This is a genomic window from Corallococcus caeni, from assembly GCF_036245865.1.
GTDB lineage: Bacteria > Myxococcota > Myxococcia > Myxococcales > Myxococcaceae > Corallococcus > Corallococcus caeni.
Map to the genome: position 1 here is coordinate 117,216 of NZ_BTTW01000005.1, position 15,933 is coordinate 133,148.

Annotated in this window: 10 protein-coding genes; 4 read left to right on the forward strand and 6 right to left on the reverse strand. The window is 70.6% G+C overall.

The features are described from left to right. Window positions 1–3 precede the first annotated feature (3 nt). Together mfd and AABA78_RS21880 are read left to right on the forward strand one after the other, a co-directional pair. Window positions 4–3,588: a transcription-repair coupling factor gene (mfd, locus tag AABA78_RS21875; RefSeq protein WP_338265345.1), complete on the forward strand. Its 3,585-nt coding sequence runs from the start codon at window positions 4–6 to the stop codon at window positions 3,586–3,588. A gap of 36 nt (window positions 3,589–3,624) precedes the next feature. Then, the gene (locus AABA78_RS21880; protein ID WP_338265347.1) at window positions 3,625–4,356 is read left to right on the forward strand and encodes a DUF2652 domain-containing protein; all 732 of its coding nucleotides are present in this window, start codon (window positions 3,625–3,627) and stop codon (window positions 4,354–4,356) included. A gap of 12 nt (window positions 4,357–4,368) precedes the next feature. Here AABA78_RS21880 and argE read toward each other — a convergent pair whose 3' ends face one another. The 6 genes from argE to AABA78_RS21910 form a co-directional block, all read right to left on the reverse strand. Further along, window positions 4,369–5,511: an acetylornithine deacetylase gene (gene argE / locus AABA78_RS21885; protein ID WP_338265349.1), complete on the reverse strand. Its 1,143-nt coding sequence runs from the start codon at window positions 5,509–5,511 to the stop codon at window positions 4,369–4,371. Between the two features lie 72 nt (window positions 5,512–5,583). Next, window positions 5,584–7,005, reverse strand: a complete 1,422-nt coding sequence (locus AABA78_RS21890; protein ID WP_338265351.1) for a hypothetical protein — start codon at window positions 7,003–7,005, stop codon at window positions 5,584–5,586. A 76-nt stretch (window positions 7,006–7,081) separates the two neighbouring features. Further along, window positions 7,082–8,512, reverse strand: coding sequence for a hypothetical protein (locus AABA78_RS21895; RefSeq protein WP_338265353.1), 1,431 nt, complete (start codon window positions 8,510–8,512; stop codon window positions 7,082–7,084). A 76-nt stretch (window positions 8,513–8,588) separates the two neighbouring features. Continuing rightward, the gene (locus AABA78_RS21900; RefSeq protein ID WP_338265355.1) at window positions 8,589–10,052 is read right to left on the reverse strand and encodes a hypothetical protein; all 1,464 of its coding nucleotides are present in this window, start codon (window positions 10,050–10,052) and stop codon (window positions 8,589–8,591) included. 79 nt (window positions 10,053–10,131) lie between these two features. Further along, window positions 10,132–11,514, reverse strand: a complete 1,383-nt coding sequence (hutF, locus tag AABA78_RS21905) for a formimidoylglutamate deiminase (RefSeq protein ID WP_338265357.1) — start codon at window positions 11,512–11,514, stop codon at window positions 10,132–10,134. Window positions 11,515–11,558: 44 nt separating this feature from the next. Beyond that, window positions 11,559–12,044 carry a ferritin-like domain-containing protein gene (locus tag AABA78_RS21910; RefSeq protein ID WP_338265360.1) on the reverse strand — a complete coding sequence of 162 codons (486 nt, stop codon included), beginning with the start codon at window positions 12,042–12,044 and terminating at the stop codon, window positions 11,559–11,561. 253 nt (window positions 12,045–12,297) lie between these two features. Between AABA78_RS21910 and ligD the strand changes: the two genes are divergently transcribed. Both ligD and AABA78_RS21920 read left to right on the forward strand, forming a co-directional pair. Next, window positions 12,298–14,895 carry a DNA ligase D gene (gene ligD / locus AABA78_RS21915; protein ID WP_338265361.1) on the forward strand — a complete coding sequence of 866 codons (2,598 nt, stop codon included), beginning with the start codon at window positions 12,298–12,300 and terminating at the stop codon, window positions 14,893–14,895. Between the two features lie 75 nt (window positions 14,896–14,970). Continuing rightward, the gene (locus AABA78_RS21920) at window positions 14,971–15,924 is read left to right on the forward strand and encodes a DMT family transporter (protein WP_338265364.1); all 954 of its coding nucleotides are present in this window, start codon (window positions 14,971–14,973) and stop codon (window positions 15,922–15,924) included. Window positions 15,925–15,933: the final 9 nt, after the last annotated feature.

The window sequence follows — 15,933 nt, forward strand, 5'->3', positions numbered from 1 at the left end:
CGAATGGATACCTCCCTCCCCCCGAAATCCGACGGCACCTCCTGGCCCGGCGGCGCTCCCCCTCCCTCCGGTGACGCCTTCGCCCGGCTCCTGGCCTCCCTGCGCGCGGGGCACCGTGCGCGGACGCAGGGGGTGAAGGGCGCGGCGCGCGGCCACCTGCTCGCCCGCCTGCACCGCGAGCTGCGCGCGCCCCTGGTGTGCGTGGCCGCGGATGAAGAGGCGGCGGATGCGCTCGCGCACGACCTGGCCTTCTTCCTGGGCGGCACCGGCAGCCTGCTGGAGCCCCGCGTGCTGCGCCTGCCCGCGGACGAGGTGCTCCCGTACGACGAGCTGTCGCCGGAGGCGGGCCCCATCACGGAGCGGCTGGGCGCGCTGTTCCACCTGGCGCGCGGCACGCCGTTCCCCGCGCTGGTGCTGTCCTTGCGCGCGCTGCACCGCCGCGTGCTGCCGCTGGCGGTGATGGAGGGGCTGGCCCAGCGCGTGGAGGTGGGCCAGGACTTCGACCGCGACTCGCTGGCGCGGAAGCTCTCGCTGATGGGCTACCAGAACAGCCCGCTGGTGGAGGACAAGGGCACCTTCAGCGTGCGCGGCGGCCTGCTGGACGTCTTCAGCCCGCTGTACGAGCGGCCGGTGCGCCTGGAGTTCTTCGGGGACACCATCGAGTCCATCCGCGTCTTCGACCCGGAGTCGCAGCGCACCGTGGACGCGCTCAAGACCGTGGACCTGGTGCCCGCGCGCGAGCTGCTGCTCACCGACGACACCCGCCCGCGCGCCGAGGCCGCCGCCCGCGCGGTGGCGGACCGCATCAACCTGCCCACCATCAAGCTGCGCGAGCGGCTGGACGCGCTGCGGGAAGGCCTGCCCGGCTTCGGCCTGGAGGGGCTGCTGCCCGGCTTCTTCGAGGGCGGCCTGGCCACGGTGTTCGACTACCTGCGCGCGTGGGCCCCGGAGCCCGTCGTCTACCTGGACGACCCGGTGGGGCTGGACCGCGCGCTGGAGGAGCTGTGGGCGGAGCTGGCCAAGGGCGTGGAGGAGGCGGACGCGCGCCAGGACCTCACCTACCCGCCGGAGCACCACTTCCTCACGCGCGAGGGCGTGGCGGCGGGCCTCAAGGCCCTGCGCGTGGTGGAGGGCGGAGGCCTGTCGCTCTCGCAGTCCGAAGCGCCCGTGGCCTTCACCTTCGGCACGACGCAGGACCTGCGCGAGGCCATCCTCGCGCACCACGGTGAGGAGGGCGCCCTCACCCCGCTGGTGGAGCGGCTCCAGCGCTGGCGTGACACCGGCGTGGCGTGCGCGGTGGCGTGCGGCACGCTCAGCCAGGCGGACCGGCTCAAGCGGCTCTTGCTGGACCGCTCCGTGATGGTGAAGGTGCACACAGAGCCGCTGCAGGACCCGGCGAAGCTCTATGAGCCGGCAATATGGGCGCACCTGTTCACCGGCGAGGTGAGCCACGGCTTCACCGACCCCGAAGGCCGGCTGGCGGTGCTGGCGGACGAAGAGATTTTCGGCGTCCGCTCGCGCCGCCGCGTCAAGCGCAGCAAGAAGCTGGACGCGTTCGCCGCGGGCTTCAAGGACCTGAAGGAAGGCGACCTCATCGTCCACACCGACTTCGGCATCGGGCGCTACGCGGGCCTGACGAAGATGGAGGTGCAGGGCGTGCCGGGGGACTTCCTCGTCCTGGAGTACGCGGGGCGGGATAAAATCTACCTGCCGGTGGGCCGCATGCGGCTCATCCAGAAGTTCACCGGCGGGGACCCGGAGAAGGTCCAGCTGGACAAGCTGGGCACGACGAGCTGGGAGAAGACGAAGAAGCGCGTCAAGGAGCAGCTGCTCAAGATGGCGGCGGAGCTCCTGCAGATGGCCGCCGCGCGCAAGGCGCACCCGGGCTACGCGTTCGCGCCGCCGGACCGCTACTTCGCCCAGTTCGAGGCGGACTTCGAGTTCGACGAGACGCCGGACCAGGCGAAGGCCATCGAGGACGTGCTCGCGGACATGCAGAAGGCGCAGCCAATGGACCGGCTCGTCTGCGGCGACGTGGGCTACGGCAAGACGGAGGTGGCCATGCGCGCCGCCTTCAAGGCCACGCTGGACCGCAAGCAGGTGGCGGTGCTGGTGCCCACCACGGTGCTGGCGCAGCAGCACTTCCATTCGTTCAAGAAGCGCTTCAAGGACTACCCCGTCACGGTGGAGGTGATCTCCGGCATCCGCAAGCCGCCGGAGATCCGCGACATCCTCCGCCGCGCCAAGGAGGGCAAGGTCGACATCGTCATCGGCACGCACAAGCTGCTGGCGGGCGACGTGTCCTTCAAGGACCTGGGGCTCCTGGTGGTGGACGAGGAGCAGCGCTTCGGCGTGAAGCAGAAGGAGGCCCTCAAGCGGCTGCGCACACAGGTGGACGTGCTGACGCTGACGGCGACGCCCATTCCCCGCACGCTGCACATGAGCATGTCCGGCGTGCGCGACATGAGCATCATCGCCACGCCGCCGCAGGACCGCCGGGCCATCCGCACCTTCGTGATGAAGTACGACGAGGCCGCCATCAAGGAGGCCGTCGAGCGGGAGATCGCCCGGGGCGGCCAGGTCTTCTTCGTGCACAACCGCGTGGAATCCCTGCCCTCCATGGAGCAGGAGCTGAGGAAGCTGCTGCCCAACGTCTCCATCGGCGTGGCGCACGGCCAGATGGGCGAGGGGCAGCTGGAGAAGGTGATGCTCCAGTTCACGGAGCACAAGTTCCAGGTGCTGCTGTGCACGAGCATCATCGAGAGCGGCATCGACATCTCCAGCGCCAACACGATGATCGTCAACCGCGCGGACCAGTTCGGCCTGGCGCAGCTCTACCAGCTGCGCGGACGCGTGGGCCGCAGCAAGGAGCGCGCGTACGCGTACCTGCTGGTGCCCACGCGCCGGCCGGTGACGAAGGACGCGCAGCGGCGCCTGGAGGTGCTCCAGAACTTCACGGAGCTGGGCGCGGGCTTCTCCATCGCCAGCCACGACCTGGAGATCCGCGGCGCGGGCAACCTGCTGGGTGAGAAGCAGTCCGGCGCCATCGCGGAGATCGGCTTCGACCTGTACGCGCAGCTGATGGAGGAGGCCGTCGCGGAGCTCCAGGGCATGCCGCCCAAGGTGCACGTGGAGCCGGACATCAACCTGCCCATGCCGGCGCTCATCCCCGACGACTACGTGGCGGACGTGCACCAGCGGCTGGTGTTCTACAAGCGCTTCAGCCAGGCCAGCCACCCGGACGAGGTGACGGACCTGCGCGCGGAGCTGGTGGACCGCTACGGCGAGGCGCCCGACGAGGTGGACGCCCTCTCCGAGGTGACGCTCCTCAAGATCGACATGCGCGAGCTGCGGCTGCGCGCGCTGGAGGCGGGCCCCGGCCGGCTGTCCCTGGCGCTGGGCGGCGACGCGCTGCTGGACGGCGCGAAGGTGGCGGGGCTGGTGCAGCGCTCCAAGGGCTTCTACCGGCTGACGCCGGACATGAAGCTCATCGCGCGCGTGCCCGCGGAGGTGAAGGGGCACGCGCTGCTGGCGGAGGCGCACAAGCTGCTGCGCGACGTGGGCACCTGCGCGCTGCCCCGGCACTGACGCACGCGGGGGGACTTCAGCTAGGCTGGCCGCCGAATGGCGATTGAGAAGGCGCTGTTGCTCATCGCGGACATCGGCGGCTACACGCGCTTCATGCGGCAGCACCGCTTCGGCCTCGCGCACGCGCAGGACACGGTGGCGCAGCTGCTGGAGGCCGTCATCGACGCGTCCGGCCGGTTCAAGCTGGCGAAGCTGGAAGGCGACGCGGCCTTCTTCTACGCCGTGGGCGACGACGTCACGCCGGTGGCCCGGCAGGTCGCGGCCATCCGCCGGGCCTTCCTGGCCCGCAAGGAGCAGCTCGTCATCGACCGCATGTGCCGGTGTGACGGGTGCACGCAGGTGGGCGCCCTGACGCTCAAGTTCGTGGCCCACGCCGGGGAGGTGGCCTTCCAGAAGGTGAAGCACCTCACGGAGCTGGCGGGGGTGGACGTCATCCTGGTGCACCGGATGCTGAAGAACGACGTGCCCGTGTCCGAGTACGTCCTGATGACGGACGCGGTGCACCAGGGCCTGGAGCCGGAGCTGCGTAAGCTCAGCCAGGGGCTGGAGCACGACTTCGAGGGCATGGGCCGCACGGCGACGCACTACCTGGACCTGAGCACGCTGGTGGCGAGCGTGCCCGCGCCGCGCCCAAGCCTGCCGCGCAAGCTGTGGCGCAAGCTGACGCTGGAGCTGCGCTCGCTGAAGTACGTGCTCGGCCTCAAGGAGGCGTGCGAGGGCTTCCGCAACGTCGAGGTCGTCGACGCCATCGTGCCGAAGAAGCCCTGAAGCGCCGCGCCCTCAGCGGCCCGCGCAGAAGCGGGCCACCGCCTGCGTGAGCGCGGCCTCGCAGCGCACCAGGTCCTCCATGGGGACGAACTCGCCCGTCTGGTGCGCGACGCGGATGTCGCCGGGGCCGAACACCACGGCCTCCGCGCCCAGCTCCGTGAGCTGGGGGGCCTCCGTGCCGAAGGACACCGTTTCGGAAGCGTTGCCGCTCACCTCTTCCAGGAAGCGCACCACGTCCGCGTCGCCGCGCGTGTGGACGCCGCGGTCCATGCGCAGCACCTTGATGCGCGCCTCGTAGGCGGGCTCGTCGCGCATGAGCTCCTGGCGGATGTGCTCCATCATCTCGGGGACGCGCTCGGCGGCCTGGCCGGGGATGGGGCGCCACTCCACGGTGAAGCGGCAGGAGCCGGGCAGGACGTTCTTCGCCTTGCCGCCCTGGATGAGGCCCACGTTCACCGTGGTGAAGGGCGGCTGGAAGCCCTCGTCGCGGTCCTCGCGCAGGACGGTGTGGGCCAGCGTCTCCAGCTTCTGGAGGAAGCGGCCGGCGCGGAAGATGGCGGACGCGCCCAGCTCCGGGTACGCGCTGTGCCCTTCCTTGCCCAGCACCTCCACCTCCGCCAGGCAGTAGCCCTTGTTGGCGCGCACGGGGATGAGGCGCGTGGGCTCGCCGACGATGGCGTGCTTCGCGCGGCCCAGGCCCGCGGCCACCAGCTTCTTCGCGCCCACGAGGCCAACTTCTTCATCGGCGGTGAGGATGACGAGGAGGGGTGCGTCCAGCTTCGGCAGGTCCTTGCGCGTGGCGGTGTGCAGCGCGCAGGCGATGAAGCCCTTGGTGTCACAGGCGCCGCGGCCGTACAGCTTGCCGTCGCGTTCGGTGAGGCGCAGCGCGTCCGTCCAGGCGGCGTCATAGGGCACGCAGTCGGAGTGGCCCACCAGGGCCAGCGCGGCGCGGTCGGCGTCGCCCTTGCGCGCGACGAGGTTCACCTTCGCCACGCCCGCGTCGTCGGTGTAGTGCTGGCGCTCGGCGGTGAAGCCGGCGGCCTCCAGCCGCGCCTGGGCGTAGTCGATGAGGGGCGCGTTGGGGCGCGAGGACGTGGTGTCCAGCGCCACCAGTTCCGCCAGGGTGGCCCGCAGCGCGGGCAGCGTGTCGCTCATGGGACGGCCTCCAGTCAGGCCACCTCCATGCCACCGCCCGCGCCGCGACGCCAGTGCGCCCGTGCCCCTCGGTTACAGGCCGGACGTGGGCTCCTGCGCGGGCGCCGCGTCCGGGTTGCCCAGGCCCTTGAGGATGGCGGGTTCGGACGCGCTCACGTGGCCCACGTAGAAGACCCCGTGGTAGCCCTCCTTGTTGGGCGAGTCCCAGGCGTGCATGAAGAAGCGGTCGCCGTTGTCCTTGCCCTTCGCTTCCTTCACGCCGCAGTCCAGCTTGCGGCTCTGCTCGTTCGCCGCGCAGATCCACGCCGTCCCGCTGTCGTAGGCCATGTCCAACGCCGTGACGTCGTCGAGTTGGTCCTTCAGCAGGTAGCCCATGGGCCGGTACTGCTTGTCCCACGGCAGGCCCTTCGCCGTGCGCGAGTGGATGTTGCCGCTCACTACCAGGTGGAAGCGCTGGGGTGCGGCCTTCACCTGAGCCAGCACCGTCTTCGTCAGCGCGTCCTCGCGCTGCTGGCCGGAGAGCTTCGGGTGGTCATAGACGAAGACCGCCACGTCCAGGCCCTGTGCGCGCAACTGGCGCAGCTGCTCCAGCATGTTCGCCACCGCCGCGCTGCCCCGGCCGTCCGGATACGGGCTGCGCCAGAAGGGGGCCTCCATCAGCTTGAGCCAGTCCACCTCACCGCCCTGGCTCTGGAGGAACGTGGTGATGCGCGCCTCGTTCTCCACCGGCAGCTCCAGGCCCACCGTCACCGGCACTCCTGACGTGACGAGCTGGCACACGGACTGCGCGATGAAGCGCGGCACCTCCTGCGTGCCGTGCAGTTCGCCGAGCAGCAGCACCCCACCCGCCTTCGCCTGCTTCGTCAGCCCCAGGATGGACTGGCCGCACTCGGTGAACGCCGGTGCCGCCTTCGCCACGGGCTGCTCCGTCTTCGTCGGCTGCTTCTTCGCCAGCTTGGGCATGATGCCCCGGAACACGCGCCACTCCATGGTCAGGTCGCGCGTGCCCTGCCCCGACTCCATGTAGAAGGCGTTCTCCCCCACCGGGAAGGCCAGCCGGTCCGACTCGTCTTCAGGGCTCAGGTTCTCGGAACCGCTACCGTCAGAGTCAATGGTCCGGCCAGCGGCAGTGCCCCAGTCCAGCTCCTTTCCGGGCCGGGACAGCGTCTTGTTCGCCGACTTGGTGATACGGATGACCCACAGCTTGCTCTTCGTGGGCGTCTCGCGCTTGCCCATGACCATGTAGCGGTGCCAGTAGCCGGCGATCTTCGAGCCGCCGAACTCCTGCTTCCACTCGGTCTCCAGCACCATGCTGCCCCGGTCCTCGCGGTAGGGCAGGTGCGCGTCCGTGAAGTATTGCCGGACCGACGGCCACATCTCCTCCAGCGGCACGTCGTAGACGGCCTCGTAGTCCGGCGTCTCCAACTCCTGCCGTCCGGCGCAGCCCACCGCCAGGAGCAACGCCAGCCATCCCACCTTCAACATCGAGCGCATTCGCAGTGCCTCCATCACGTTCCGCGATGTGATGAAGAACGCCGTGTGAGCGTTGGGCATATCGCCACCGCGCTCGCTACAGCGACGACGTGGACTCCTGCGCGGGCGCCGCGTCCGGGTTGCCCAGGCCCTTGAGGACGGCGGGCTCGGATGCCGTCACGTGGCCCACGTAGAAGACCCCGTGGTAGCCCTCCTTGTTCGCGGAACTCCAGGTGTGCATGAAGAAGCGGTCGCCGTTGTCCTTCCCCTTCGCTTCCTTCACGCCGCAGTCCAGCTTGCTGCTTTGCTCGTTCGCCGCGCAGATCCACGCCGTCCCCGTGTCGTAGGCCATGTCGAGCGCCGTGACGTCATCGAGCTGGTCCTTCAGCTGGTAGCCCATGGGACGGTACTGCTTGTCCCACGGCAGCCCCTTCGCCGTGCGCGAGTGGATGTTGCCACTCACCACCAGGTGGAAGCGCTGGGGTGTCGCCTTCACCTGCGCCAGCACTGTCTTCGTCAGCGCGTCCTCGCGCTGCTGGCCGGAGAGCTTCGGGTGGTCATAGACGAAGACCGCCACGTCCAGGCCCTGTGCGCGCAACTGGCGCAGCTGCTCCAGCATGTTCGCCACCGCCGCGCTGCCCCGGCCGTCCGGATACGGGCTGCGCCAGAAGGGGGCCTCCATCAGCTTGAGCCAGTCCACCTCACCGCCCTGGCTCTGGAGGAACGTGGTGATGCGCGCCTCGTTCTCCACCGGCAGCTCCAGGCCCACCGTCACCGGAATTCCCGACGTGACGAGCTGGCACACGGACTGCGCGATGAAGCGCGGCACCTCCTGCGTGCCGTGCAGCTCCCCGAGCAGCATCACCCCACCCGCCTTCGCCTGCTTCTTCAGGCCGAGGATGGACTGGCCGCACTCGGTGAACGTGGGGGCGTCCTTTGCGCCCGGCGCCTTCGCCACCTGCGGCTCCGCACTCACCGGCTGCTTCTTCGCCAGCTTGGGCATGATGCCGCGGAACACGCGCCACTCCATGGTCAGGTCGCGCGTGCCCTGCCCTGCCTCCATGTAGAAGGCGTTCTCCCCCACCGGGAAGGAGAGCCGGTCCGCGTCGTCCTCCACGCTCAGGTCCGTGACCTCCTCAGGGCCATTGCCAAGGCTCCGGGGAGCGCCCCAGTCCAGCTCCTTGCCGGGCCGCGACAGCGCCTTGTTCACGGACTTGGTGATGCGGATGATCCACAGCTTGCTCTTCGTGGGCGTCTCGCGCTTGCCCATGACCATGTAGCGGTGCCAGTAGCCGGCGATCTTCGAGCCGCCGAACTCCTGCTTCCACTCGGTCTCCAGCACCATGCTGCCCCGGTCCTCACGGTAGGGCAGGTGCGCGTCGGTGAAGTACTGCCGGACCGACGGCCACATCTCCTCCAGCGGCACGTCGTAGACAGCCTCGTAGTCCGGTGTCTCCAGTTCCTGCCGTCCGGCACAGCCCACCATCAAGAGCAACGCCAGCCATCCCAGCTTCAGCATCGAGCGCATTCGCAGTGCCTCCATCACGTGCCGCGATGTGATGAAGAACGCCGCGCGCGCCGGGCGCATATCGCCACCGCGCCAGCTACAAGCCCGGTGCGGACTCCGGCACGGGCGCCGCGTCCGGATTCCCCAGCCCCTTGTGGATGGCGGGCTCGGACGCGCTCACGTGCCCCACGTAGAAGACCCCGTGGTAGCCGTCCTTGTTCGCGGAGCTCCAGGTGTGCACGAAGAAGCGGTCGCCGTTGTCCTTGCCCTTCGCGCTCTTCACACCGCAGTCCAGCTTGCGCCCCTGCGCATCCGCCGCGCAGATCCACGCCGTGCCGCTGTCGTAGGCCATGTCCAATGCGGTGACGTCGTCGAGCTGGTCCTTCAGCAGGTAGCCCATGGGCCGGTACTGCTTGTCCCAGGGCAGGCCCTTCGCCGTGCGCGAGTGGACGTTGCCGCTCACCACCAGGTGGAAGCGCTGTGGCGTCGCCTTCACCTGAGCCAGCACCGTCTGCGTCAGCGCCTCCTCCCGCTTCTGCCCGGAGAGCTTCGGGTGGTCGTAGACGAACACCGCCACGTCCAGCCCCTGGGCTCGCAGCTGGCGCAGCTGCTCCAGCATGTTGGCCACCGCTTCGCTGCCCCGGCCGTCCGGGTACGGACTGCGCCAGAAGGGAGCCTCCATCAGCTTGAGCCAGTCCACATCACCGCCCTGGCTCTGGAGGAAATGGGTGATGCGATCCTCGTTCTCCACCGGCAGCTCCAGGCCCACCGTCACCGGCATGCCCACCGTGACGAGCTGACACACGGACTGCGCGATGAAGCGCGGCACCTCCTGCGTGCCGTGCAGCTCACCCAGCAGCAGCACGCCGCCCGCCTTCGCCTGCTTCTTCAGGCCGAGGATGGACTGGCCGCACTCGGTGAACGCCGGTGCGTCCTTCGCGCCCGGGGCCTTCGCCACCTGCTGCTCTGCGCTCACCTGCTGCTTCTTCGCGAGCTTGGGCATGATGCCCCGGAACACGCGCCACTCCATGGTCAGGTCGCGCGTGCCCTGCCCGGAGTCCACGTAGAAGGCGTTCTCCCCCACCGGGAAGGCCAGCCGGTCCGCCTCGTCCTCGACGGAGATGGAGTAATCACCGTTGCCGAGCGAGAACTGATCCCGCTGCGAGGGGTCGCCTCCGAGTCCCCGATTCGTGCCCCAGTCCAGCTGCCTGCCGGGCTGCGCCAGCGTCTTGTTGACGGACTTGGTGATGCGGATGATCCACAGCTTGCTCTTCGTCGGCGTCTCCCGCTTGCCGATGACCATGTAGCGGTGCCAGTAGCCGGCGATCTTCGAGCCGCCGAACTCCTGCTTCCACTCGGTCTCCAGGACGAGGCTGCCGCGGTCCTCGCGGTAGGGCAGGTGCGCGTCCGTGAAGTACTCGCGCACCAGGGGCCACATCTCCTCCAGCGGCAGGTCGTAGATGGCCTCGTAGTCCGGCGTCTCCAGGTCCTGCCGCCCGGCGCAGCCCCCCACCGCCAGCCCCACCAGCATCACCAGCGACAGCCAGACTCCTGCACGCATCCACGTCCTCCCGCGGAAAATCCCGCGCCATGGGCCGTCAACGCAGTGGCGAGCCCGCCATATCGAACCCCGTCCCCCTCTACGGGTAGAGGCGCCGGGCGAGCTGCTGGAAGGCGCGGCCGCTCTCCTCCGTCAGCGGGTGCCGGCCGTCCCGGACCAGGAGCCGGCCCGCCACCGCCACGTCGCGCACCGCGCCTCCCGCCGCCCCGAAGACGATGCCCGGCAGGAGCGACGCGGGGCTCGCGCCCACCAGCGACGGGTGCTGCACGTCCACCGTGAAGAAGTCCGCTTGCGCCCCCGGCGACAGCGTGCCCGTGCCCATCCCCAGGCTCCGCGAGCCCTGCACCGTGGCCATGTCGAAGAGCCGCGCCGCCAGCCCGTCCAGCGTCCCCTTCCCCGGGTCCAGCACCGCCCGGCGCAGCCGCACCAGCCGCAGGTGCTGCTCCAGCTGACGGGCCTCGTCCAGCAGGTCCACCACCGTCTGGCTGTCCGAGCCGAAGCTCACGCGCGCCCCGGCCTTCACCAGCGCGTCCGCCGGCACGATGCCGTCGCCCAGGTTGCGCTCCGTGGACGGGCACGCGCATACCGTGGCCTGCGCGCGGCCCAGCAGCGTCACCTCCGCGTCCGTCAGGTGCACGCCGTGCACCGCCGTGAAGCGCGGCCCCAACAGGCCCACGTCCGCCACCAGCTCCACCGGACGGCGGCCGTGCTCCGCGAGGCACGCCTCAATCTCCTTCGGCTGCTCCGCCACGTGCATGTGGATGGGCATGCTCGCGGGCGCCGTGCGGGCCACCTGCGTCAGCCAGTCCTTCGACACCGCGCGCACGCTGTGCGGCGCCAGCCCCACGCTCACCCGCGCGTCTCCGCGCACCGCGTGCGACAGCGCCTCCGTGGTGGACAGGAACGCGTCCACGTCCGCGTCGATGAAGCGGCGCTGGCGCGGGTTGGCGGGCACGTTGAAGCCCGCGCGCGCGTAGCCCACCCGCAGCAGGCAGATGCGCAGCCCCACGTCCGTGGCCGCGCGGATGACCGCGTGCGCCAGCGCGTTGCGGTCCGCGTAGGGCGTCCCGTCCGGCTGGTGGTGCAGGTAGTGGAACTCGCCCACCGTGGTGATGCCCGCGAGCACCATCTCCAGGAACACCTGCCGGGAGGCGACGTGGATCTCCTCCGGCGTGAGCGCCTCCGCGGCGCGGTACATCGCCTCGCGCCAGGACCAGAAGTCGTCCTGCCCGCCGGCCGACGCCACGTATTCGGTGCGCCCGCGGATGAGCCGCTGGAACGCGTGCGAGTGGCCGTTGACGAGCCCCGGCAGCAGCGCCCGCCCCGCCAGCCGCTCCACGCGCGCCCCTTCGGGCACCGCGCCGAGCACTCGGCCATCCGCGCCCACCGCCAGCGCACGGCCTTCGTGGAAACGCCCGTCCACGAACAGGAAGTCGGGTTGGTAGACAGTGATGTCGCTCACGCGCGGCAGCGTATGCCAGTTCGCCGCGACGCGCGGTAGCGGCTTCAGGCGCCCATTTCGGCGACGTCCATGAAGGGCACGCGGGCTTGCGCCCAGGGACGGGTGCGCACCGCGTCGCGGATCCACGTGCCGTGGCGCCGCTCGTCCTCGCGGTGCTTCCGGATGAGGACCTTCACCTCCGGGGTCCACTCGAACTGGAGCGCCAGCTCATAGGCCCGGTCGAACAGCTCCTCGTTGCCGAGCATGGCCCACAGCGTGGCCTCCGTCCCCATCAGCCCCGTCATGGCCGTCAGGCCCTTCATCGCGGAGCCCTTCAGGTCCGGGCGCAGCGTCACCGGCTCCCCCCCGAAGTGGCGGATGAGCGTGTTCAGGTCCTGCACATGGCGCAGGTGGTCCGCGCGGAAGTGGTTGAGGCGCTCGCGCACCAGGGCCGGTCCGATGCGGGCGATGGCCACGTCGTACGCGCCCACGGCGTCGGCATCGAGCTGCGCCAGGCTGTGCAGGCGATCCACTTCGGACTTGTTGGCCATGGGGTGCCTCCTCCAACCGGGAATGCGAATGCTCGGGCCCGAACAATGTGGGGATTCATCCTCCCGGAACCAACCGCCGTCCCCTGCCTCACCCCTCCTTCGAGCCCAGGGCGAGCGGGCTGCCTGGGGCCATTCCGGGGATGTGGCCGGAAAATCAGGTGCGAGGTCCGCGCGAGGAGCGCCTGCCTCCCTGCCTGCTCACCAACCGATGTGAGGAATTGCGCGCCCGCTCTCCTGTGCAGAGCGTTGGAGGGTGAAGACTTCAGACACCCAGCGCCGGCTGCGCCGTTACAAGACGAAGCGTGACTTCCACCTGACGCCCGAGCCGTCCCCGGACGTGAGGGCCCCGAAGTCGAGCGCTCCCGTCTTCGTCATCCACAAGCACGACGCCACCCGGCTGCACTACGACCTGCGGCTGGAGATTGGCGGCGTCCTGGTGAGCTGGGCCATCCCCAAGGGCCCCAGCCACGACCCCGCGGTGAAGCGGCTCGCGGTCCAGACGGAGGACCACCCGCGCTCCTACGCGGACTTCGAGGGGCACATCCCGGATGAGCAGTACGGCGGCGGTGATTCGCTGCTCTGGGAGTCCGGCACCTTCGAGGTCGTGCCTCCCGGCGATGCCGCGACGCAGCTGAAGCGCGGGCACCTGGAGGTCCTGCTGCACGGCGCGAAGCTCAAGGGGCGCTGGCACCTCATCCGCACGCGTCCGCGCGGCGGCAAGGCGCAGTGGCTCTTCTTCAAGGCGAAGGATGAGTACGCCAAGCCCGGCTACGACGTCACGGTGGAGCGCCCCGAGTCCGTGAAGAGCGGCCAGGTGAAGACGCACGGCCCGCGCAAGCCAGGGGTGCTGCGCCACAAGAAGCCCGCCGCGCCCGTGCGCGCGGTGCCCGGGGCCCGCCGCCAGAAGACCGTGCGCAAGCCCTCGAAGGCGGCCCGCCCACCGTCTTCGCCGGAGAAGCTGCTGGAGCGCGTGTGGCCGCCCATGCTGGCGCGGCTGGCGGTGTCCGACGAGGTGCACGACGAGACGCACGCCTACGAGGTGAAGTACGACGGCTTCCGCGCGGTGTGCGCCGTCACGGGCGGGAAGCTCGCCTTCCAGAGCCGCCGGGGCAACGACCTGTCGGGCCGCTTCGCGCGACTCGCGGCGTGCCTGCGGCAGCTGCCCGCGCGCGACGTGGTGGTGGACGGAGAGGTCGTCGCGCTCGACGAGAAGGGCCGCTCGCGCTTCCAGTTGCTGCAGCACACGGAGGAAGGCGCGGAGCAGCGCTTCGTCGTCTTCGACCTGCTGTGGCTGGACGGCGAGGACCTGCGCGAGCTTCCCTACGAGGAGCGCCGCGCGCGGCTGGAGAGGCTGATGGCCTCCGTGAAGCCGCCGCTGCAGCTCTCCGACAAGCTGGACCTGTCGCTGTCGCGCGCGCTGCTGGAGGCGCGGCGCAAGGGGTGGGAGGGCATCATCGCCAAGCGCAAGGACGCGCCCTACACGGGCACGCGCTCCGGGGACTGGCTGAAGCTGAAGGTGGTCGCGGGCCAGGAGGTCGTCATCCTGGGGTACCTGCCCATCAAGAACGAGCGGGCGAAGTCGGAGATTGGCGCGCTGCGCGTGGGCGTGCGCGGCAAGGACGGCTTCCACGACGTGGGCAAGGTGGGCACGGGCTACACGTCCGAGGACCGCCGCGAGCTGCGCTGGCTGCTGGACGCCACGCGCGTGAAGAAGCCGTCCGCCGTGGATGCGCCCACGAACACGGACACCGTCTGGGTGAAGCCGAAGTACGTGGCCCAGGTGAACTTCACGGAGTGGACGAAGGACGGCCGCCTGCGCCACCCCGTGTTCCAGGGGCTGCGCATCGACAAGGCGCCCAAGGAGGTCGTGCGGGAGCACCCGGCCCCCATCGAGGGCGCCGCGCGCAGGGGCTCGCGCCGCGTACCGGCGCAGACCGCCGCGCGCACCGCGACCCGGAAGGCGCCCGCCGCGAAGGCGACACGCGCGAAGTCCGCACGCGCGCCGGAGGTGGCCCTCACGCACGGCGACCGCGTGCTGTTCCCCGAGTCCGGCCTGACGAAGGCGGACGTGTTTGCTTACTACGAGCAGGTGGCGCCGCTGCTGCTGCCCGTGCTCGCGGACCGGCCCCTGTCCCACCAGCAGTGGCCCGCGGGCATCCAGGCGCCGGGCTTCTTCCGGCACGAGCTGTCCGGCATCCCGGCGTGGATGCCCACGCTGCGCGTGCGCCACGAGGACAAGACGCTGCGCCACGTGAACGTGAAGGAGACGTCCGCGCTCCTGTGGCTGGCCAACCAGTCCGCGCTCACGCTGCACATGTGGCTGTCGCACGCGCCCCGGCTGGCGCAGCCGGACTTCGTGGTGTTCGACCTGGACCCCGGCACCGGCGGCTGGAAGGACGTGGTGAAGGTGGCCACCCTGCTGCACGCGCGCCTGGACGAGCTGGGCCTCAAGTCCTTCCCCAAGACGTCCGGCAAGCGCGGCCTGCACGTGCTGGTACCCCTGGCGCCGGGCCACACCTACGCGCGCACCCAGGCGTTCGCGGACGCGCGGGCGCGCGAGCTGGAGGAGGAGCTGGGCGACATCGCCACCACGGAGCGCTCCATCCGCGGGCGCGGCGGGCGGCTCTACGTCGACGCGGGCCAGAACGCGCGCGGCAAGACGGTGGTGGCGCCCTACTCCCTGCGCGCCGTGGAGGGCGCGCCCTTCTCCGCGCCGCTGGACTGGAGCGAGGTGAACGGCCGCCTGGATCCGCACCGCTTCCGCCTGGAGACGCTGAAGAAGCGCCTGGACGCGGTGGGGGACCTGTTCGCGCCCGTGCTCCGCGTGAAGCAGCTGCTGCCGGACGAGTGAGCCGACGGCTGACGCGCCGCTCCCTGAGCGGATGTTTCCCGGAAGGGGGCGGCGCGTGCTACTGCCCGCGCCGCCATGTCGTCCGTGACCGTCGTGACCCCCGCCGCGAAGCCCGCGCCGCGGTGGAAGGTGTCCCTGGCCTACGCCACCTGCTTCATCCTCTGGGGCTCCACCTGGGCCGCCGTGAAGGTGGGGCTGGAGGACCTGCCGCCCCTGCGCTTCGTGGGCACGCGCATGCTCGTCGCCGGGGTGGCGCTGCTGCCCTTCGCGCGCTCGCGCGGGACGGCGCTGGGGGGCGGCACGGGGTGGCGCATCGCGGGGCTGGGCGTGCTCCAGCTCGCGGTGCCCTTCGGCCTGCTCTTCGTGGCGCAGCAGTGGATCCCCTCCAGCTGGTCCGCGCTCCTCTTCTCCACCTTCCCCGTGTGGCTGCTGCTGGTGGGCCGCATCGTCTTTCCGGATCAGCACCTCACCGCGCGCAAGCTCTTCGCCGCCGCGCTGGGCCTGACGGGCGTGGTGGCCCTCCAGCACCAGGAGCTGGCGTCGCTCAGCTTCTCCGGGCAGGTGGTGCTGGGCTGCCTGATGACGCTGTTCGCGGCGTCGGTGGTGGCGGTGGCCAACGTGCTGTTGCGCCGTCACATGACACACGTGCCGCCGCATCTGCTCACGCTGGTGCAGACCTTGAGCAGCGCCGTGTTGCTGCTCTCCGCGTCCGCGCTGCTGGAGTGGAACCAGCCGGCGCACTGGACGCCCAGGGCGGTGGGCGCGCTCTTGTACCTGGCGCTGGGCGGGACGGTGCTCACCTACCAGTGCCTGTACTGGCTGCTGCCGCGCATCTCGCTGGCGGCGCTGGGCGCCATGGCGCTGCTGGACACGCTGGTGGCGGTGACGCTGGGCGTGGCGCTCCTGGGCGAGCCGCTCACGCCGTCGCTGCTGGCGGGCGGCGCGCTCATCCTCACGGCGGCGGCGCTCGCCAACCGCGACGAGGCCCCGGAGGCGAAGGTGCCTCCGGAAGCCCCGCCCGCGGCGTGAGGCCGTGAC

Coding starts and splice junctions, on each gene's coding strand:
- AABA78_RS21910 (WP_338265360.1), bottom strand. CDS start 12,044: ATGGCCAACAAGTCCGAAGTGGATCGCCTGCACAGCCTGGCGCAGCTC.
- AABA78_RS21880 (WP_338265347.1), top strand. CDS start 3,625: ATGGCGATTGAGAAGGCGCTGTTGCTCATCGCGGACATCGGCGGCTAC.
- AABA78_RS21895 (WP_338265353.1), bottom strand. CDS start 8,512: ATGCGCTCGATGCTGAAGCTGGGATGGCTGGCGTTGCTCTTGATGGTG.
- mfd (WP_338265345.1), top strand. CDS start 4: ATGGATACCTCCCTCCCCCCGAAATCCGACGGCACCTCCTGGCCCGGC.
- argE (WP_338265349.1), bottom strand. CDS start 5,511: ATGAGCGACACGCTGCCCGCGCTGCGGGCCACCCTGGCGGAACTGGTG.
- AABA78_RS21920 (WP_338265364.1), top strand. CDS start 14,971: ATGTCGTCCGTGACCGTCGTGACCCCCGCCGCGAAGCCCGCGCCGCGG.
- AABA78_RS21890 (WP_338265351.1), bottom strand. CDS start 7,005: ATGCGCTCGATGTTGAAGGTGGGATGGCTGGCGTTGCTCCTGGCGGTG.
- AABA78_RS21900 (WP_338265355.1), bottom strand. CDS start 10,052: ATGCGTGCAGGAGTCTGGCTGTCGCTGGTGATGCTGGTGGGGCTGGCG.